The following is a 17902-nucleotide window of genomic DNA, read 5'->3' as shown; positions in this document are numbered from 1 at the left end:
GATCGGTACCGGGGGGGGCTCCACTGCAATCAACGGCCCGCAATTCATGCGGCTCGGTGAGCCCGGTAATGGCTGGTCCATCTGATGCAGAAATTGAAAGAGCCGGTCGCGGATGCCGGCTCTGTTTAGTCGAAGAGGCTGGAGACGGACTCTTCCTGGGCCGTTCGGCTGATGGCTTCGCCGATCAGCGGCGCCGTCGTCACGATGCGGATATTGTGTGCCGAGAGCACGGCCGTGGTCGGCTGGATCGAATCCGTGATCACGAGTTCGCGAAGCTTCGAGGAGGTGACGCGGGTGACAGCGCCGCCGGAGAGGACGCCGTGGGTGATATAGGCGGTGACGCTGGATGCGCCCTGGGCCAACATCGCGTCGGCAGCGTTGCAGAGCGTGCCGCCGGAATCGACGATGTCGTCGATCAGCAGGCAGTCCTTGCCGGCGATGTCGCCGATGATGTTCATCACTTCGGATTCACCCGGCCGATCGCGACGCTTGTCGACGATGGCCAGAAGACAGTCCAGCCGCTTGGCAAGCGCGCGGGCGCGAACCACGCCGCCGACATCCGGCGAGACGACCATGACGTTGCTGAGGTCATAATGGCTCTTGATGTCGCGCGTCAGGACGGGCAGGGCGAAGAGATTGTCTGTGGGTATATCGAAAAAGCCCTGGATCTGACCTGCGTGGAGATCGAGCGTCATGACGCGGTCGGCGCCGGCTTCGGTAATCAGGTTTGCAACCAGCTTGGCGGAGATCGGTGTGCGGCCTGAAGCACGACGGTCCTGACGGGCATAGCCGAAATAGGGAAGAACCGCCGTGATGCGGCGTGCCGAGGAACGACGCATCGCGTCGATCATGATCAGCAATTCCATCAGGTGGTCGTTGGCAGGAAAGGCGGTGGGCTGTACGAGGAAAACGTCCTCGCCGCGCACATTCTCCTGGATTTCCACGAAGATTTCCTGATCGGCAAACCTTCGGACACTGGCTTTCCCCAAGGGAACATTGAGATAGGTGCAGATCGCTTCGGCGAGTTGCCGGTTCGAATTGCCTGCGAAAACCTTCATTTTGGTCCGCCTGTTATGCGCTGATAGCCGCGCTTTTTAGCCAGCTTCCCCATGAATGCAAGGGGAAAGGCGTCACAGGCTTTGATATTTGCAAAAAGTTTGTGACTAACCGCCCTGCGTCTGCCGCCAGGAGGAGAATTCCGCGATGGTTTTCGAGCCGATCTGCTGCATCACCGAGGCCGGGACGCCCGCCCAGGGATCGGCCGCGGCCGTCGGCACGCTTTCCTGCCCCTGGATGCGGTGCAGACGGCCGCCGCCACTGTCGAGAACGTCCCAGACATAGACTACGGTGACCTTGCCGTCGTCGCTGAAGGCGGACAGATAGCCTTTGAGAATGTAATCGCTGCTCGCATCGGTCGAACTCTTGATGGAGAGGCCGTGGGCCCGCGCCTCGGCGCCGAGTTGGCGCGAGAGCGGCGTCACCGCCTGCACCGGAGCGCCGATGATCGGCAGGAAGCGCACGGTATTGCCGCGGGAAGAGGCGTTGGGGCTGACGGCGGCGGTCTGCTGCGGCTGTTGCGCTTCGGCCGGCTGCGCCGACTGTGCGTCCAGCCCACCGTCTGAAGCCGGCGGCGGCAGCGCTTGTCCCTCGATCGGGGCGGAGGCGGCCGGCGAGGAGCTGTTCCTCGACAGGGCGTCAGCCTGTTCCTGCATCGTCGTCGGCGGCGCGCCGGGGCCGGGCCGATAGGCCCGCTGCGACTGATCATAGGCTGGATGGTAGCCGCCGGGCTGCGGGCTTCCGGCAAACCCCGGCTGACGGGCGCCCGCCAAACGCTCGGCCTCGCTCTGGGTCACCGGGCTCGACGACGGGCGCCCGGAAGAATCGCCGATATCGACCTGCGGCGTCAGCGCATCGGTGGTGTTGCAAGCGGTTAGCAGAGCCATGACGACCAGGAGCGTGGGCACAATCGCAGCTCGCGTCATCCCTTGATCCGTCCTTCCCACAATCGCATCAGCCCCACCCGAATTTATGCGGGTGGGGAAGGTCCTCTGTCAATTCCGGATTATCAACCGGAGCAAGCTCGATCTTTAAAGCCCGATGAAATCGAGCGGATGGCGGGAGAGCGCACGTGGCGCATCCGCTGTCGTCAGATAGGTCTGGCCGAGCGTCATCGCCGTGCCCGTATCGGAATCGGCGATGATCATGTGCACGAAGAGCGACATGTTCGGCTCGATCGGCTGCGGATTGCCGACATGGAACATCTGATGCTCCATCCAGGAGGGCGAGAAGCGGGCGCCGAGCGAATAGCCGCAGGCATTCAGCCGATGGCGGGCAAGGCCGCGCTCATCGATGATCCTGGCATGCATGTCGAAGACATCGCCGAATGTATGGCCGGGCTTCAGCACGGTCTCGATCGCCTCGATCGTCTCGCGGCAGGCGTTGTAGAGCTCGCGGTGGCGGTGCGTCGGTTCGCCGATGACGATCGTGCGCATCATGGCGGCATGGTAATGGGCATAGGCACCGGCCCATTCGAGCGTCAGCTGGTCGTTGGCGTCGAGCTTGCGGCGGCCGGCCTTGTAGCGGCAGAGCAGGGCATCGGCGGCAGAGCCGATGATGAATTCGTTGGCGGGATAGTCGCCGCCGCCGGAAAAGATCGCGCCCTGCATGGCGGCGAGGATATCGGCCTCGTCGGCGCCGGGTTTGGTCAGCCGGATCGCGGCATCGAGTGCATCGTCGGCGAGAACGGCGGCGCGCTCGACATAGGCGACTTCGGTCGGGCTTTTGATCAGGCGAAGGCGGCTGACGAGATAGGAAGCGTCGACGATCTGGCCGAAGGTGGTCAGCTGCGCGTCGAGCAGGCGGGCGACGCGGCCGGTCATGCCGTGCGTATCATATTCGACACCGATGCGGGCGCCGAGCAGATCCATCTCGACCAGCAGGTTCTTCAGGTCGAGCGTTGGATCGGCGTTGACCCGGTCGACCCAGACGTGGATGTCCTCGAGGATCGAGGTATGTTTGGCTTGGCGAAGATCGGCCGAGCGGGTGATCAGCGCCATGGTGCCGTCGCTCTTGACGACCAGCGTCTGGAAGAAGCAGTAGCCGAAGGTGTCGTAGCCGGTCAGCCAGTACATACTTTCCTGAGCGAAGAGCAGCAGGGCGTCGAGTTTTTCTTCCTTCATCTTTTCGGTGAGGCGCGCAAGCCGGCTTGCGAACTCGGCCTTTTCGAAGTGGAGTGCCATTCTGCTCAAGTCTCCCTGATTGATATCGCTGAAATCTGGCGGCCGTAGTCCGGTTCTTTACGATGCGTCGTCCTGCGGTAGGAAAAGAAGCGCTCGCTATCCGGATAGGTGCAAAGGCCAAGGCTTTCGGCCCGCACGCCGGCCCGGGCCAGCCTGTCGATGGTCAGTGCCGGCAGATCGAACATGGCGTGCCCTGATGTTGCTAACGGTACGAAGAAGCGCTCGTAATCCGGATCCTCGGCGATGAAGCGGTCGACGAATTCCGGGCCGACCTCATAGCTTGCCTGGCTGATCGAGGGGCCGAGGCAGGCGACAATGCAAGCGCGTTCGGCCCCCAGCGTTTCCATGGCAGCGATGGTGTTTTCGAGCACGCCGGTCAGCGCGCCCTTCCAGCCGGCATGGGCAGCGCCGATGACGCGATTGTCGGGATCGGCAAAAAGGATCGGGCCGCAATCGGCGGCGAGCACGCCAAGCGCAATGCCAGGCGTGGCGGTCACCATCGCATCCGCCTCGGGGCGGGCGCCGTCGTAATCGGCGCCGATCGTCGCGACATCCGGGGAATGGACCTGATGCACGGTCGCCAGCCGCTCGATCGGCAGGCTGAACCAGGCGGCGACGCGGCGGCGGTTTTCCATAACCTTGTCGCGTTCGTCGCTGGAGCCGAGGCCGACATTGAGGCCACGATAGATCCCTTCGGAAACGCCGCCGGCTCGGGTGAAATAACCGTGGCGGATGGTGCTGCCCGCCGCTTCGTTCAGCAGCGCGCTTTCGATCGGTGCGGGAGAGGCCGCGTCCTGCATCTGTGATTCCGGGGTTTTTAAGGGGTTTGTTATTGTCCCAAGCGCATCGCACCGGCGGCGCGCTTCAAGTTCTTGTTTCGCTGGGATGTTGAACCAGCCGCGTGCGCCCTGTCAATCCACCGGACGAAAGGGCATGAGGTCGATGGCGGGATGAGAGACCGCCATCACCTTGAAGAGTTCACCCATCCGGCCTTCACCGGCGCCGGCGAGCCGTTCGACTGCGGCCTGGATGACTTGCTGGGTTTGCAGTTCGCGATCTTTGCCGAGGGCGGCGGCGCGCTCGAGGATGCCGAGACCGGTCAGAAAATCACCCTGATGCAGGGCGCCGTTCAGATGGACGCCGGCTGCAAGCGCCGTTTCGGCGAGCTGCTGGAAGTCGACATGGCTCGTCAGATCGGCTTCACCGGGATGGGCGAGCGGGGGGTCGAATTCATGCATGCGCACGGCCTGCAGCGTATCGCCGAAGCCGGTGACGAGATGGCCGTAGTCGATCGCGAGCGCCGTTCCGCCGAAGGCGCGCAGCCGCTCGCAGATCGCCATCATCACCGCCTGGCGGGCAGGGGAGATCTCGAAGAGCGTGCCGAGCGGCAGGTTCTGCACCGATTCCGGGAGAAGTGCTGGATCGAGACCGGCGACGCCGGCGGCGAAAGTCAGTTCGCCATCGGCATCGAGCCCGACCATGCGCTCGCGGAAGCCCGTCTGCGTGCGGACGAACTGGCGGATCGGGATGGCGTCGAACAGCTCGTTGGCGGCGATCAGCGTGAAGCCCGACGGTACTTCGTCGAAACCGTTGTGCCAGGCGATCTTGTCGCCGTAATCCTCGAGCGTCTGGCTCTGAACGTCGCGCAGGCGTTCGCTGGTTTCGACGAGATGCACGGTCATCGCATCCAGGAGCGGCGGGGCGATGCGGGAGATGACGCGCAGCATATCCGCCATCATGGTGCCGCGGCCGGGGCCGATCTCGACGAGGCGCACGTCCGCCGGCGTCCCATGGCGTTGCCAGGCATGGACGATGAAGACGCCGATCATCTCGCCGAAAATCTGACTGACCTCGGGTGCCGTGACGAAATCGCCGGAACGGCCGAAGGGCTCGCGGGTGCGGTAATAGCCATGTTCGGGATCGGCCAGGCACAGCGAGAAATAATCGGTGACGCTGATCGGGCCGTTGGCCTGGATGATCGCCTTGATCTTTTCGCCGAGAGCGGTGGTCATGTCGCGTCCTGCTGTATTAGAGCTGCAGCGCAGCCTGGCGGCGAGCCCGCAGCATCGCCCAGAGGCCGAGCAGGATCATCGGGGAGGAGAGGACCATGCCCATGGTCAGCCAGTTGGTGCCGAGGAGGTAACCGAGTTGGGCGTCGGGCTCGCGGAAGAACTCGACGAAGATGCGCGACAGCGCATAACCGCAGACGAAAACGCCTGTGATGAAGCCCGGGCTTTTCAGCGCGCGCATGCCGTAGACGAGGGCGGCCAGCACCAGGAGCAGAACAATGCCTTCGAGGCCGGCCTCGTAGAGCTGGCTCGGGTGGCGGGCGAAGGGACCGCCGGTCGGGAAGACCACGGCCCAGGGCACGTCGGTCAACCGGCCCCAGAGTTCGCCATTGATGAAGTTGGCGATGCGGCCGAAGAACAGACCGAAGGGAACGACTGTCGCGACGATGTCGAACAGGCTCCAGGTCGGGATGGCGTTGCGGCGGGCAAAGAGGATCATGGCGATCGTCGTGCCGGTCAGGCCGCCATGGAAGGACATGCCGCCGTTCCAGATCTCGAGCGCACGGATGGGGCTGCGCAGGACGGCCGGAAGATCATAGAAGAAAATATAGCCGAGACGACCGCCAAGCACGACGCCGAGGGCTGCCCAGACGATGAAATCATCGAGCTGCGTCCTTGATATCGGCGCGCGATTGCCGGGCCAGAGACTGTCGTTGGCGGCGAGGCGGCGCGCATAGGCCCAGCCGAGCAGGATGCCGGCGACATAAGCGAGACCGTACCAGTGAATCGCCAGCGGACCGATCGAAACGGCAATCGGATCGATATCCGGGAAAGGCATGATGGCAAGGAGATCGGCGGCTATCGGCAAGGTTTTCCCATCCGTTGAGGTCGGCGGAACATGCCGCTGCGATCCCGGACGGTCAAGTCCATTGTTCGTGATGGCTCCTTCGCGGCCGGTTCCGGCAAGCTTATCCGATGCAAAGCGCTTGCATCGCGGGTGGCGAAGCCCTACCTCAATCTTCGAGGCCCCGAAGGGCTGAATTCACCTCATGCCAAGGGAGAAAAACGCCATGACGACCGGAACGAACCGCATCATGGACGAATTCGCCAAGCTGATGACCGATGCGGCCGGCGCCGCCCAGGGCGTCCGCAAGGAGATCGAAACCGCCTTCAACGCTCAGGCCGAGCGCTGGCTGAACAGCATGGATGTCGTCAAGCGCGAGGAGTTCGAAGCCGTGCGCGAGATGGCGATCAAGGCGCGCGACGAAAACGAGGCGCTTGCTGCCCGCATCGCGGCACTCGAGGCAAAACTTACCGGCGAAGGCCATTAAAACACGTCGCGATCGTAAAACCGCTGCCCACATCTGCGGGACATGTCTGAAAGTCCCGATACGACGCAGGATGCGGCATGGCCTTGTTGCCACATGCCGCATCTTTCATAAAAAATTCAGGTGAGTTTTCCACCTGTGGACACTGCCAAAAAAGCCAATTCGCAGAGTCGCTTATTCTCCCTTCTGAATTGAATTTCGAAGAGCCTTTCCACAGTGGCCGGTCCTATTTTCCCTTCTGGGGGCTGGCAGGGGGCAAGGGGCGCTATACACTGATTTTAAATGATGATTCGAAGCGACTTGGTAAGCTCCGGGCAGGTTATCTGCGTTAAGTCTGGCAGCGGTTCAACGATCATCCGAGTGGTGGTTCCGGTATTTGCGTGTGTCTTTTCTTGTGTTCGTACACCAAGTTAGCCGCATTCGTTCCGGTCAAGAAGGTGCTGCATGAACCTGATGGAATTGGAAGTCGAGCGTCAGTCGAACCCGGTCGATATGATCGAGTACGTTGCCTCCAACAACGACTGGTCGTTCGAACGGTCCGGCGAGGACGAGATCGCGATGACGGTCGAGGGTCGCTGGACGGACTACCATGTCTCCTTCTCCTGGATGGAGGAGTTCGAGGCGCTGCACCTTGGTTGCGCCTTCGATATCAAAGTTCCCGACATCAGGGTCAACGAGGTGGTCAAGCTGCTCTCGGCGATCAACGGGCAGGTGCTGATGGGGCATTTCGACCTCTGGCGCCAGGAAGATGTCGTGATTTTTCGCCAGTCACTGCTGCTTGCCGGCGGTGCGGAGCCGACCAACCGCCAGGTTGAGGTGCTGCTGTCCAGCGCGCTCGACACCTGCGAGGCCTATTTCCAGGCATTCCAGTTCGTCGTCTGGTCCGGCATGGAGGCAACGAAGGCGATGGAAGCCGTGCTGTTCGAAACGGTTGGCGAGGCATAAGATGCCGACGAAGGCTTTCTCCTCGGAAAAACCCGTCGTCCTGATCGGTGCCGGAAACATGGGCGGGGCGATGCTCTCCGGCTGGCTGAAGAGCGGCGTCCCGGGCTCGGCCGTCATCGTCGTCGATCCCGGCCCCTCACCGGCAATGCTCGCGACGATCAGTGAGGCGGGTGCGAAGCATCTGACCGCGCTTCCGGCGGATCTGAAGGCCAGCGTTCTGTTTCTGGCGGTCAAACCGCAGGTGATGGAAACGGTGTTGCCGGCGGTGAAGAGCGCCGTCGGCACGGAAACGGTCGTGGTTTCGGTCGCGGCCGGCAAGACGCTCGGTTTCCTCGAGAGACATCTCGGCAAAGCCGCCATGGTGCGGGCCATGCCGAACACGCCTGCTATGGTCGGGCGCGGCGTCACCGGCGCCTTTGCCAATGCCGGTGTCGGCGCTCAGCAGCGTGAGCGTGTCCATTCGCTTCTCAGTGTCTCGGGTCCGGTCGAATGGGTGCCCGCCGAGGCTGATATCGATGCCGTAACGGCGCTTTCGGGCAGCGGTCCTGCCTATGTGTTCTATCTCGTCGAATGTATGGCGGAGGCAGGCCGTAAACTCGGCTTGCAGGCGGACCTCGCCATGCGTCTTGCGCGGGAAACAGTCGCGGGGGCTGGTGAACTTTTGCATCAGTCCCCCGACGACGCTTCGCGGCTGCGGCAGAATGTGACCTCTCCTGGCGGCACGACGGCGGCCGCACTCGCCGTGCTGATGGCCGAAAACGGCATGCAGCCTCTGTTCGATGCTGCGCTTGCGGCGGCGCGCAAGCGGGCTGAAGAGTTGGCGGGCTGACGCAGACATGGCGGAAGAGATCACCTACAACGATTTCGAGCGCGTCGACATCCGCGTCGGTACGATCGTCGAGGTCGCTCCCTTTCCGGAAGCGCGCAAGCCGGCATTCAAACTGGTGATCGATTTCGGCCCCGACATCGGCACGAAAAAATCCTCGGCGCAGATCACCGTCCATTATACGCCGGAAAGCCTGATCGGCCGGCAGGTGCTCAGCGTCGTCAACTTCCCGCCGCGCCAGATCGGGCCGTTCCGCTCGGAGGTGCTGACACTGGGTTTCGAGGACGAGAACGGCGCGATCGTGCTGGCGGCCGTCGAGCAGCCGGTGCCGAACGGCAGGAAGCTGATGTGAGCGTGAGCTCAGATCGTCTTACCAGGCGTTTGGCCTGATGCGTTCGTGCCGGATGCCCCGCCGGCTCTGATTTCCTGCAGAAATGGATTGCTCCGCCGTTCATCGCCGATGCGGCTGCCGGGGCCGTGGCCGCAGATGAAGCCGACGTCGTCGCCGAGCGGCAATACCTTATCGCGGATCGAATCGAGAAGCTGCTGATGATTGCCGCCGGGCAGGTCCGTCCGCCCGATCGAGCCGTTGAAGAGCACATCGCCGAGATGGGCGAAATTCTGTGTGCGGTTGAAATAGATGACGTGGCCGGGCGCATGGCCGGGCGCGTGATAGACCTCGAATTCGTGGGTGCCGAAGGAGATCTTGTCGCCATCCTTCAGCCAGCGGTCGGGCAGGACGTTGCGCAATCCCGATATACCATATTTTGCGGCCTGGGACTCGATCCGCTGCAGCAGCGGCAGGTCGTCCTGATGCGGGCCAACCACGTCGACGTTCAAGGCCTCCTTCAGTTCGCTGGCCCCACCGGCATGGTCGAGATGGCCGTGGGTCAGCCAGATTTCCTTGATGGTCAGGCCGTTTTGCGCGATCGCCTGTTGGATCAGCGGCACGTCGCCGCCCGGATCGACGACGACGCCTTCCTTGGTATCGGCATCGAAGAAGATCGTGCAATTTTGCTGGAAGGGTGTCACCGGAATGATGCCGGCTTGGAGCATGCCCATAAGTGCCTCGCTTAGTGTCTACGATGCTCAGGGTATAGTCCGAAACGAATGCAAGGACAGCCGGAATCTTCTGCCTCCGCGGCCTGCCTCACGGCAAAAAGACGGACTGCAACAAGAATTTATGCCTCTCTTCACCATCATCACCGGGCGAAAAAATCGAGTTTTGTCCAATCCTTCAAAGCAGTTGCATGGAATCTCCCATAAGTGGTGTTTCGCGCAGGGGGAGCGCATGGGAACATCGTCGAACCCGGCGCGTTGTCCGCCCATCGAAACCAAGGAGACGCTCCTATGACCTTGAAGAGAAACATTCTGCTGGCGGGAGCCGTGCTCCTGGCGAGCGGCGGTCTTGCGCAGGCGGAGATGATGGCGACGACCGTCAATGATCTCAACGTCCGGGCCGGCCCTGGCCCGCAATATCCGGCAGTCGGTCTTGCCACGCGTGGCTCGACCGCGGTGCTCGACGGCTGTATCGAAGGCAGCCGCTGGTGCCGTGTCGACGTCAATGGTATGCGCGGCTGGGTCTATGCCGATTATCTGCAGGTCGACCGCGGCGGCAGCCCGGTCATCGTTGAACAGCACCGCGCCGAGATAGGCGTTCCCGTCGTGACCTACGAGTCGACCGGAAGTGTCGTTCCCGCCGAGCCTCAACCGGCGCCTGGCGACGAATTGCTCGGCCCCGTCGGGTCGGTCGAAACCATCACGCCACCTGAGACGGTCCGCACCTATATCGAGACCAACCCGGCTGACACCGTGCGGCTCGGCGGCGATGTCGTCGTCGGCGCGCAGGTGCCTGCCGACGTCACCTTCCAGACGATTCCCGACTACGAGTACCGCTATACGAGGATCAACGACCGGCCGGTGCTGGTCGATCCCGGTACGCGCCGGATCGTCTACGTCTATCAATGACACGATTGGCAAAAACTGAGGGCGAGGCGGACGTCAGGCCGCCTCGTTCCGGGCCAGTTCTGCCTTGCCTTAATCCCGCATCGGTTGATTTTCTTAACGCGTTCCTCCGAAATATGATAAAATGCTAATATGCTGAAGGTTCGGCATGGATCGGCGATCGGGGAGATCGCCACAGGAGGAAATCATGGAAGCGCTACTTCCGCTCGTCATCCAATTAATAGCAGGCGCCATCGGCGGTAACGCCGCAAGCGCCGCCTTGAAGCAGCAGGCACTGAATATCGTCGCCCGCACGATCGCAGGCGCGATCGGCGGCGTGGCCGGCGGCATGCTGCTCAGCATGGTCGGCGGCGAAGCGGCGATGACCGGCCTGATCGCCGACGGCATCGGCGGTCTCATCGGCGGCGGCATTCTCTCGACGCTCGCCGGACTGGTTATGGCGCGGGCACATAGGTAAAAGGCCAGACACTCCGGCCGGAGCGAACGCGTGACGGATCTTATTCGGCGGCGACCGCCGCGGGATAGACTCCTTTAAGTCGTCGTTTATCAGGGTTCGGAAATCCTGCGCTCGATCACGGCAATGCTGCGGCGTTTGGCGAGTTCGATCACGGTCTGGCGAGTGATCGTTCATAATCGAGCATTATCGCATCCGCATAACTCTTGGCTGCAGCGGCGTGCTTGGAAACAAGTGCAGATCACGGAGAGACCGGCCGCCTTGGAGGCGCAGGGCGCGGTCTTCGGATCCGGACGACGGTGTTCGGCGATGTCGAGCCGGTTGCTCTGCAACTTCTCGGTCGGGTTGAAAGAGCTGCCCCATTGCCCAGACGGCGATGGTGACGTTGATGCGATTGGCCTGCGCCGAAACGCCCATCATTTCGCTGCCGCGCCAGGCAATCGGGCGGTATAGGCATCCTGGAAATCCTGGCGCTTCAATAGCCCGACGGTCGCCGCGGGCGCCATGCCTGTTGATTGTTGTCCCCATTACGTTTTATCCACAGACGCAAGGGGAAATTGCGCGGTGCGTCGGAGTGCCGGACGGGATTTGGTTTCCAGGGAAACGAGAGGCCGTGTGGGGCTCCCGGCAGAGCACGGGGAGCCAGCAGCGACGCAAGATACGCCAATAAAATTGACATATCTTCGCGAAAGTTTCCGGCTGTGTTGGGAAAAGAAAGGAAATGCCGAGTGTCACGACAGACCGGTCCGAAAGCGGGCAAGCCGGAGCCGCTGGCCACGGCGATGGAAGATACCGACATGATCGATTTCGAGATCATCGAGCAGTTCTTCTTTGCCTATCGCGATTTCGTTTCCGATCCTGACGCCATCCTCGAAAAGAGCGGCTTCGGTCGGGCGCATCACCGGGTCGTGCATTTCGTCAACCGCAATCCCGGCATGACGGTGGCCGATCTTCTCGATACGCTGCGGATCACCAAGCAGAGCCTTGCAAGGGTGCTGAAACAGCTGATCGATTCAGGTTATATTCGCCAGGTGGCGGGGCCTGAGGACCGGCGGCAGCGCAAGCTCTATCCGACGAAATCCGGACGGGAGCTGGCGCTTGCCCTTGCCGAGCCGCAATCGCGCCGCATTGAGCGGGCATTCGAAGGGGCTTCTGCGGAGGTGCGGGAGGGCGTAAAAGCTTTCCTCAGAGGGATGCGGGACAGACAGAAGGCGGATTGAATGGCGGTCAAGACAGGTATTTCCGACGATGCGGCGCATCTGCTGGTGGTCGACGACGACTCGCGCATCCGCGCGCTGCTCAATCGTTATCTCGCCGAGAACGGCTTCCGCGTCACCGTCGCCGCCGACGGCGCCGAGGCGCAGCGCAAGCTCACGGGGCTCGATTTCGATCTCATCATCATGGATGTGATGATGCCCGGCGAATCCGGCATCGAGGTCACCCGTGGGCTTCGCGCCATCAAGAACGTGCCGATCATCATGCTGACGGCGCTGGCGGAATCGGGCAATCGCATCGAAGGGTTGGAGGCGGGGGCCGACGACTATCTTTCCAAGCCCTTCGATCCGCGCGAACTGGTGCTGCGCATCAACAACATCCTGCGCCGCAATGCCGGCGGCGAGGGGCCGAAGATCGAACAGGTGATGTTTGGTCCCTACACCTTCTCGCTGACTCGCAAGGAGCTGAAGAAGGCCAGCGAGGTGATCCGGCTCACCGACCGCGAGCAGGAGATCATGCTGCTCTTTGCGCGCCGCGCCGGCGATACGATCCCGCGTCACGAGCTGATCGGCAACGACACCGAGGTGGGCGAGCGAACGATCGACGTGCAGATCAACCGGCTGCGGCGCAAGATCGAGGAAGATCCGGCCAACCCCGTCTGGCTGCAGACGGTGCGCGGTATCGGATACAGGCTGAGCATCGATTAAACTCAAGATCAGGACCGGCGCTGATGGTGACGATCGACAGCTTGCGGCGGGAAGACCGCAGTTCTGCGCCGGGCTGGCGCTGGATCGTCCGCTGGCTGCGCCGGCGGCTGCCGACCGGGCTTTACGCGCGCTCACTGCTGATCATCATCATTCCGATGGTGCTGTTGCAATCCGTCGTCGCCGCCGTCTTCATGGAGCGCCACTGGCAGATGGTGACGGAGCGGCTGTCGCTTGCCGTCACCCGCGACATCGCGGCGATCATCGAGATCATCGAGACCTACCCGCAGAATTCCGACTATAGCGAAATCATCCGCATCGCCCGCGACCAGCTCAGCCTGCAGATCTCGATCGAGCCGGACGGCGACCTGCCGCCGCCGCGTGTCAAGCCGTTCTTCTCGATCCTCGACGGCATCCTCAGCGACGAGATCACCGACGAGATCCACCGGCCTTTCTGGATCGACACGGTCGGCAACTCGAACCTCGTCGAGATCCGCATCAAGCTCGATAACAAGATCCTGCGGGTGCTGACCAAGCGCAGCCAGACCTATGCCTCGAACACGCATATCTTCATCGTCTGGATGGTCGGCACCTCGCTGGTGCTGATCGGCATCTCGATCCTCTTCCTGCGTGGGCAGATCCGGCCGATCCTGATGCTGGCGCGAGCGGCCGAAAGCTTCGGCAAGGGGCAGAAGCCCGACAATTTCCATCCGCGCGGCGCCGACGAAGTCCGGCGCGCCGGTCTTGCCTTCATTCTGATGCGCGAGCGAATCGAACGGCAGATCGAGCAGCGAACGGCCATGCTCTCCGGCGTCAGTCATGATCTGCGCACCATCCTGACCCGCTTCAAGCTGCAATTGGCGCTGGCCGGCGACAATCCCGACCTGCATGGGCTGAACGACGACGTCAACGACATGCAGACCATGCTGGAGGCCTATATGGCCTTCGCGCGCGGCGAGGTCGAAGAGGATGTCGGAGAGCTGAAACTGAGCGAGATCTTCGCGAAGCTGGAATCGGATTTCGCCCTGCACGGCAAAAAACTCAGCTATTCGATCGAAGGCGACGACGACATATCGGTCAGGCCGAACGCCTTCATGCGTCTGGTCACCAACCTTGCCTCGAACGCACGCCGTTATGCCGACAGGCTCGACATCGAGGCCAAGCACAATGCCAAATGGCTGACGGTGGTTTTCGACGATGACGGGCCGGGCATTCCTGAAAAGAACCGCGAGGACGTGTTCAAGCCATTCTTCCGGCTGGATATGGCGCGCAACCTCGATGCGTCGGGCACCGGCCTCGGCCTTGCGATCGCCCGCGACATCGCCCGCAGCCACGGCGGCAACGTCACCCTTGGCGACAGCCCGCTCGGAGGACTGAGAGCTACGATCCGCATTCCAGCCTAGATGCCTGTTGCAGTCAGCTTCACGGCTTTGCGCGCATCGAAATCGTCCAGGTGTTCGACGATCCAGCGCCAGAGCGCAGCGACCTGCATGAGGAGGTCGCGGCCGAGCGGTGTCAACTCATATTCGACGCGTGGCGGCACCTCGGGATAGAGCGTGCGGATGACGAGGCCATCTCTTTCGAGAGTGCGCAGCGTCTGCGTCAGGACTTTCTGGCTGATGCCCTCGACCCGTTCCAAGAGGCGCGAGAAGCGCAAGGGGGCGCCGGCATCGGAGAGTACATGCAGGATGCGGAGCGGCCATTTCGCCGCCGCCCGCTCGATCAGAACACGGGCGCGCGCATCCTGTTCGTCCGTGATACTGCGGCAGAAATCGAACATGTCGTTGCTCACGTCGGTTACCTCAAGGTGTGTATAGATCGTCCGGGTACCTTCTTTCGATCGGATACAATAGACCATACATGAGCCGGGAACCAAAGAAGGAGAGGTTTCCGATGTCCAAGGTCTGGTTGATTACGGGGAGTTCGCGCGGTCTCGGCCGAGCACTGGCGGAGGCGGTTCTGGCCTCTGGCGACATTCTGGTGGCGACGGCACGCGATCCTGCCCAGCTTGCCGATCTTTCCGAACGGTATGGCGGCCAGGTTTTGACGCTTGCGCTCGACGTGACGGACGAGGCGGCGGCCGCGGCCGCGGTCGAGGCTGGTGTGAAGAGGTTTGGTCGCATCGACGTGCTTGTCAACAATGCCGGTTACGGCAATGTCTCCTCGATCGAAGATGCCAGCCTTGCCGATTTCCGCGCCCAGATCGAGACCAACCTGTTCGGCACGATCATCATGACCAAGGCGGTCATCGCTCTGATGCGCGAGCAGGGGGCGGGGCATATCATCCAGTTCTCATCCGTCGGCGGCCGGATCGGACCTGCCGGGCGCGGCGCCTATTCAGCGGCGAAATTCGCTGTCGAGGGCTTTTCCGAGGTGTTGTCGAAAGAGGTTGCGCCATTCGGCATCAAAGTGACGGTGATTGAGCCCGGCGGCTTCAGGACCGATTTCGCCGGCGCCTCGACGGTGCTTGCCGAAGGGCGGCAGGACTATGCGGAGACGGTCGGCGCGACCGTGCGCTTCCAGCGTGAGTATAATGGTCGCCAGCCCGGAGATCCTGCCAAAGCGGCTGCGGTCATCATCCATATCGCCGGCCTCGATGCGCCGCCGCTCCGGCTGCTGCTCGGCAGCGATGCCGTGCGCAATGTCGAGAAAGCGGATGCTGCGCGTATCGAAGCTGATCGGGAATGGCGCGCCGTCAGTGTCTCGACCGATTTCGAGCCGGATGGCGAGACGGAGCCGACGTCCCGGGAACAGAAGGCGGGTTGAACAGGGGTAGAGCATTTCCGTTTTTCTTCGAATCACGAAAATGCTCTATCTCTTTGTTTTTACGCAATTCCCGGCAAAAGCGTTTCACGCTTTGCCTGGCAAAACCGCTGCACACTTTTGCTGGAATTGCTCTGAAAACAAAAGCGCCGCTGAAAAGCGGCGCTTGGCATCGGGGATATTGAGCGATCAGCCGGCGGTGCAGAAGTGGCTGCGGCCGTCATTGCCGATATAGGTGCCGCTGCGCGGATCGAAGGACCGGTAACGATACGAGCAGTAACGCTGCCATTGCGGCGACCAAGGCTCCACTGACGTGCGGACCGGCGCGTAGTATTGCGGCTGCTCGACATATTGTGGCTGCTCGACATAGACGCGGCGCGGGGCGCGATAGACCGGAGCGGGCTCGTAATAATCCGGTTCGTAGGCCGGGTCGATGTAGCGGCGCTCTTCGTAAACCGGACCGTTATTGGCATTGGCGATGGCAGAGCCGACGATCAGGCCGGTGGCAAGGCCGACGGCGCCGCCAACCCACGCATCGTTGTTGCCATGATGATTGCCATGGCGCCAGTGGCCGTCGCGGGCCGAGGCTTCACCAATGGCGGAAAGGGTGAGCGCCGCAGCGGTTGCCGTCAGCAGAAGTGTCTTGGCGAGCCTGTTCATTGGCATAAATCCTAATCCCGGGAACCGAACGCCGGTTCCTTTCTCGATGGTCACAGTCGTACAGATTTTTAGCTGAACGAAGGCTGAACGACAAAACCCGGCATTGCTGCCGGGCTTCAACTCGAATTCGACAGCCTTGTTTAAGGGTTCAGCCCGCAATCTGCAGATTGACGGCCTTCGGGCCTTTGCCACGGCGATCCGGCTCCGTGTCGAAGCTTACCTTCTGGTTTTCCGTCAGACCGGCCAGCCCGGAGGCTTGAACGGCAGAAATGTGAACGAAGATATCGGCGCCGCCCCGGTCCGGCTTGATGAAGCCGAAGCCTTTGTCGGTATTGAAGAATTTTACAGTGCCAGTCTCGGCCATGCGTCAGGTCCTTTTCTCTCTGCCCGCCATCCACACGGGCAGCATCATAGCATTGCCTCCTTGCGGGAGGTGTTGGCAGGCAATTCTTGAAATGTGAGAAAAAGGTCCCCTCTACCTCTGCCTGCTCCAGGCAGGACTTTCGCCCGCCATTTTCGGAACCGGCTGACCGGAATATTAGCGTTCCCGGCGCGCAAATACTTAAGGACTTCCCATGCTCGCAAAATGCCCGAACGCGCTGAGAGTGCTGCGTTTAAAGGATTTTGGCAAGCAAAAGTTTTTAGCGTGCCGGGTGGGGCAGACCCCTGCGGATATCCAGTTTGCGCAAAAACGCAAAATTTTCTTCGAAGATAGGGAATGATTAACGTTTTATATCGTCTGCAATATAAGTTGCGAGCAGATTTTCCCAAAAATGCAACGTGAGCGCGTCTTCACACGCCTCCGGCAAAATTTTTTCCGATGCGTGACCAATCCATATTTGGACGCGTGTTCAGGCGGCCGGCACGCGTCGCCGGGCGAGCCCGGGCACGAGTTCGACCACAAGCATAGCGGTAAACAGGAGCGTGCAACCTGCATAGCCTGTCGCCGGCATCGTCTCGCCGAGCAGAAGGGCGGCGAGTGATGAGCCGAACAATGCCTCGGACGAGAGGAAGATCGCGGCCTGCGAGGGCGTGGTGTAGCGCTGGGCGATCACCTGCAGCACGAAGGCGAGGCCGGAGGAGAAGATGCCGACATAGAGTATCTCAGGTGCTGCGGCCCAAATCGCCGATAGGGTGATCGGTTCGACGGCTGCGGCAATGGCAAGCGCGCAGACCGCGGTGATGGCGAATTGCGTGGCCGAGAGCGCGAGCGGCCTTCCGGTGGCAGACACGGTCGTGCCGGCCAGGGTGATCTGGATTGCCCAGAAGACGGCGCAGACGACGGTCAGGAGATCACCTGATGTGAGGGCCGAGAGATGACCGCCGGACAGAAGATAGATACCCGCGATAGCCATCAGCGCGCCCGGCCAGATGACCCAATGCGGGGCACGACGCAGGAAGAACACGGCGATCAGTGGCACGAAGACGACATAGAGGCCGGTGATGAAGCTGGAATTCGTCACCGTCGTCGTCTGCAGCCCGACCTGCTGCGTGGCCGCGCCGCTGAAAAGGGCAAGGCCGGTCAGGACATAGAGTTTCGCATGGCGTCGGCTTGTCTTCACCTTGGTTTTGCGCGCTTCAAAAACGACGAAGGGCAGCACGGCCAATGTGGCGACGGCAAAACGCAGGGCGATGAACCAGAAGGGACCGATCGCCTTCATCGCCGTCGATTGCGCGACGAAGCCGCCGCCCCAGATGGCGGCCGCAAGCAATAGGAGGAGGTTCGCCTGAGCGCGCGTCATGTCGTCCTCGATGGGGAAGGGATGTGCCCAATCGGTTAGCAGTTGCGTTTCT

The 17902-nt window shown here is 61.8% G+C and carries 21 protein-coding genes and 1 pseudogene; 10 read left to right on the top strand and 12 right to left on the bottom strand.

Annotation, left to right across the window (positions count from 1 at the left end; translation table 11 throughout):
• Positions 1–125: 125 nt before the first annotated feature.
• From QMO82_RS16750 to lgt, 6 genes are all read right to left on the bottom strand, one after another.
• On the bottom strand, positions 126–1058 hold the full coding sequence (locus tag QMO82_RS16750; RefSeq protein WP_126911616.1) for a ribose-phosphate pyrophosphokinase: 933 nt from the start codon (positions 1056–1058) through the stop codon (positions 126–128).
• 105 nt (positions 1059–1163) lie between these two features.
• On the bottom strand, positions 1164–1982 hold the full coding sequence (locus QMO82_RS16745) for a hypothetical protein (protein ID WP_183608044.1): 819 nt from the start codon (positions 1980–1982) through the stop codon (positions 1164–1166).
• A 105-nt stretch (positions 1983–2087) separates the two neighbouring features.
• A complete protein-coding gene (locus QMO82_RS16740; protein ID WP_183608045.1) occupies positions 2088–3239 on the bottom strand; it encodes a Xaa-Pro peptidase family protein in 1152 nt (383 codons plus the stop codon).
• 5 nt (positions 3240–3244) lie between these two features.
• Positions 3245–4039: a peptidoglycan editing factor PgeF gene (gene pgeF / locus QMO82_RS16735; RefSeq protein ID WP_183608046.1), complete on the bottom strand. Its 795-nt coding sequence runs from the start codon at positions 4037–4039 to the stop codon at positions 3245–3247.
• Positions 4040–4150: 111 nt separating this feature from the next.
• The gene (locus QMO82_RS16730) at positions 4151–5251 is read right to left on the bottom strand and encodes a class I SAM-dependent methyltransferase (protein WP_183608047.1); all 1101 of its coding nucleotides are present in this window, start codon (positions 5249–5251) and stop codon (positions 4151–4153) included.
• 16 nt (positions 5252–5267) lie between these two features.
• Positions 5268–6116, bottom strand: a complete 849-nt coding sequence (lgt, locus tag QMO82_RS16725) for a prolipoprotein diacylglyceryl transferase (RefSeq protein ID WP_183608048.1) — start codon at positions 6114–6116, stop codon at positions 5268–5270.
• Between the two features lie 202 nt (positions 6117–6318).
• On the opposite strand from lgt, the gene QMO82_RS16720 reads away from it, so the two are divergent.
• The 4 genes from QMO82_RS16720 (at position 6319) to QMO82_RS16705 (ending at position 8699) form a co-directional block, all read left to right on the top strand.
• Complete coding sequence (locus QMO82_RS16720) at positions 6319–6579, top strand: accessory factor UbiK family protein (protein ID WP_183608049.1); 261 nt, start codon at positions 6319–6321, stop codon at positions 6577–6579.
• A gap of 441 nt (positions 6580–7020) precedes the next feature.
• Complete coding sequence (locus tag QMO82_RS16715) at positions 7021–7521, top strand: YbjN domain-containing protein (RefSeq protein WP_003541709.1); 501 nt, start codon at positions 7021–7023, stop codon at positions 7519–7521.
• Position 7522: 1 nt separating this feature from the next.
• Positions 7523–8350 (top strand): pyrroline-5-carboxylate reductase, encoded by an 828-nt coding sequence (gene proC / locus QMO82_RS16710; RefSeq protein WP_183608050.1) that lies wholly within the window; start codon positions 7523–7525, stop codon positions 8348–8350.
• A gap of 7 nt (positions 8351–8357) precedes the next feature.
• Positions 8358–8699, top strand: a complete 342-nt coding sequence (locus tag QMO82_RS16705; RefSeq protein ID WP_183608051.1) for a tRNA-binding protein — start codon at positions 8358–8360, stop codon at positions 8697–8699.
• Positions 8700–8707: 8 nt separating this feature from the next.
• Here QMO82_RS16705 and QMO82_RS16700 read toward each other — a convergent pair whose 3' ends face one another.
• Positions 8708–9409 carry an MBL fold metallo-hydrolase gene (locus tag QMO82_RS16700; protein ID WP_183608052.1) on the bottom strand — a complete coding sequence of 234 codons (702 nt, stop codon included), beginning with the start codon at positions 9407–9409 and terminating at the stop codon, positions 8708–8710.
• Positions 9410–9697: 288 nt separating this feature from the next.
• On the opposite strand from QMO82_RS16700, the gene QMO82_RS16695 reads away from it, so the two are divergent.
• Positions 9698–10315 (top strand): DUF1236 domain-containing protein, encoded by a 618-nt coding sequence (locus QMO82_RS16695; RefSeq protein ID WP_183608053.1) that lies wholly within the window; start codon positions 9698–9700, stop codon positions 10313–10315.
• A gap of 184 nt (positions 10316–10499) precedes the next feature.
• Positions 10500–10769, top strand: a complete 270-nt coding sequence (locus QMO82_RS16690) for a hypothetical protein (RefSeq protein ID WP_183608054.1) — start codon at positions 10500–10502, stop codon at positions 10767–10769.
• 101 nt (positions 10770–10870) lie between these two features.
• Here the strand turns inward: QMO82_RS16690 and QMO82_RS16685 are convergent.
• A pseudogene (locus tag QMO82_RS16685) lies at positions 10871–11248 on the bottom strand (branched-chain amino acid aminotransferase); the annotation flags it as partial.
• Between the two features lie 246 nt (positions 11249–11494).
• Here QMO82_RS16685 and QMO82_RS16680 point away from each other — a divergent pair.
• From QMO82_RS16680 to QMO82_RS16670, 3 genes are read left to right on the top strand one after another with little or no spacing between them, the layout of a single operon-like run.
• Positions 11495–11986, top strand: coding sequence for a MarR family winged helix-turn-helix transcriptional regulator (locus QMO82_RS16680; RefSeq protein WP_183608055.1), 492 nt, complete (start codon positions 11495–11497; stop codon positions 11984–11986).
• The gene (locus QMO82_RS16675) at positions 11987–12688 is read left to right on the top strand and encodes a response regulator (RefSeq protein WP_097620290.1); all 702 of its coding nucleotides are present in this window, start codon (positions 11987–11989) and stop codon (positions 12686–12688) included. It abuts the gene before it with no gap.
• Between the two features lie 23 nt (positions 12689–12711).
• Positions 12712–14088, top strand: a complete 1377-nt coding sequence (locus QMO82_RS16670; RefSeq protein ID WP_183608056.1) for an ATP-binding protein — start codon at positions 12712–12714, stop codon at positions 14086–14088.
• Here QMO82_RS16670 and QMO82_RS16665 read toward each other — a convergent pair.
• A complete protein-coding gene (locus QMO82_RS16665; protein ID WP_183608057.1) occupies positions 14085–14543 on the bottom strand; it encodes a helix-turn-helix domain-containing protein in 459 nt (152 codons plus the stop codon). The two genes, QMO82_RS16670 and QMO82_RS16665, sit on opposite strands and share 4 nt — an antisense overlap.
• Before the next feature lie 35 nt (positions 14544–14578).
• Between QMO82_RS16665 and QMO82_RS16660 the strand changes: the two genes are divergently transcribed.
• A complete protein-coding gene (locus QMO82_RS16660; protein WP_183608058.1) occupies positions 14579–15451 on the top strand; it encodes an oxidoreductase in 873 nt (290 codons plus the stop codon).
• Between the two features lie 186 nt (positions 15452–15637).
• Here the strand turns inward: QMO82_RS16660 and QMO82_RS16655 are convergent, their stop codons facing one another.
• The 3 genes from QMO82_RS16655 to QMO82_RS16645 form a co-directional block, all read right to left on the bottom strand.
• Complete coding sequence (locus tag QMO82_RS16655; protein WP_183608059.1) at positions 15638–16114, bottom strand: BA14K family protein; 477 nt, start codon at positions 16112–16114, stop codon at positions 15638–15640.
• A 142-nt stretch (positions 16115–16256) separates the two neighbouring features.
• Positions 16257–16472 (bottom strand): cold-shock protein, encoded by a 216-nt coding sequence (locus tag QMO82_RS16650; RefSeq protein ID WP_003561293.1) that lies wholly within the window; start codon positions 16470–16472, stop codon positions 16257–16259.
• Positions 16473–16959: 487 nt separating this feature from the next.
• On the bottom strand, positions 16960–17850 hold the full coding sequence (locus QMO82_RS16645; RefSeq protein WP_183608060.1) for a DMT family transporter: 891 nt from the start codon (positions 17848–17850) through the stop codon (positions 16960–16962).
• Positions 17851–17902: the final 52 nt, after the last annotated feature.

The organism is Rhizobium sp. BT04, from assembly GCF_030053135.1.
Taxonomy (GTDB): Bacteria; Pseudomonadota; Alphaproteobacteria; order Rhizobiales; family Rhizobiaceae; genus Rhizobium; species Rhizobium binxianense.
The sequence above is the reverse complement of the archived record's forward strand: the minus strand, read 5'-3'. Positions and strand labels throughout refer to the sequence as shown.

Coding starts and splice junctions, on each gene's coding strand:
- QMO82_RS16750 (WP_126911616.1), bottom strand. CDS start 1,058: ATGAAGGTTTTCGCAGGCAATTCGAACCGGCAACTCGCCGAAGCGATC.
- QMO82_RS16745 (WP_183608044.1), bottom strand. CDS start 1,982: ATGACGCGAGCTGCGATTGTGCCCACGCTCCTGGTCGTCATGGCTCTG.
- QMO82_RS16740 (WP_183608045.1), bottom strand. CDS start 3,239: ATGGCACTCCACTTCGAAAAGGCCGAGTTCGCAAGCCGGCTTGCGCGC.
- pgeF (WP_183608046.1), bottom strand. CDS start 4,039: ATGCAGGACGCGGCCTCTCCCGCACCGATCGAAAGCGCGCTGCTGAAC.
- QMO82_RS16730 (WP_183608047.1), bottom strand. CDS start 5,251: ATGACCACCGCTCTCGGCGAAAAGATCAAGGCGATCATCCAGGCCAAC.
- QMO82_RS16720 (WP_183608049.1), top strand. CDS start 6,319: ATGACGACCGGAACGAACCGCATCATGGACGAATTCGCCAAGCTGATG.
- QMO82_RS16715 (WP_003541709.1), top strand. CDS start 7,021: ATGAACCTGATGGAATTGGAAGTCGAGCGTCAGTCGAACCCGGTCGAT.
- proC (WP_183608050.1), top strand. CDS start 7,523: ATGCCGACGAAGGCTTTCTCCTCGGAAAAACCCGTCGTCCTGATCGGT.
- QMO82_RS16705 (WP_183608051.1), top strand. CDS start 8,358: ATGGCGGAAGAGATCACCTACAACGATTTCGAGCGCGTCGACATCCGC.
- QMO82_RS16700 (WP_183608052.1), bottom strand. CDS start 9,409: ATGGGCATGCTCCAAGCCGGCATCATTCCGGTGACACCCTTCCAGCAA.
- QMO82_RS16695 (WP_183608053.1), top strand. CDS start 9,698: ATGACCTTGAAGAGAAACATTCTGCTGGCGGGAGCCGTGCTCCTGGCG.
- QMO82_RS16690 (WP_183608054.1), top strand. CDS start 10,500: ATGGAAGCGCTACTTCCGCTCGTCATCCAATTAATAGCAGGCGCCATC.
- QMO82_RS16675 (WP_097620290.1), top strand. CDS start 11,987: ATGGCGGTCAAGACAGGTATTTCCGACGATGCGGCGCATCTGCTGGTG.
- QMO82_RS16670 (WP_183608056.1), top strand. CDS start 12,712: ATGGTGACGATCGACAGCTTGCGGCGGGAAGACCGCAGTTCTGCGCCG.
- QMO82_RS16665 (WP_183608057.1), bottom strand. CDS start 14,543: ATGGTCTATTGTATCCGATCGAAAGAAGGTACCCGGACGATCTATACA.
- QMO82_RS16660 (WP_183608058.1), top strand. CDS start 14,579: ATGTCCAAGGTCTGGTTGATTACGGGGAGTTCGCGCGGTCTCGGCCGA.
- QMO82_RS16655 (WP_183608059.1), bottom strand. CDS start 16,114: ATGCCAATGAACAGGCTCGCCAAGACACTTCTGCTGACGGCAACCGCT.
- QMO82_RS16650 (WP_003561293.1), bottom strand. CDS start 16,472: ATGGCCGAGACTGGCACTGTAAAATTCTTCAATACCGACAAAGGCTTC.
- QMO82_RS16645 (WP_183608060.1), bottom strand. CDS start 17,850: ATGACGCGCGCTCAGGCGAACCTCCTCCTATTGCTTGCGGCCGCCATC.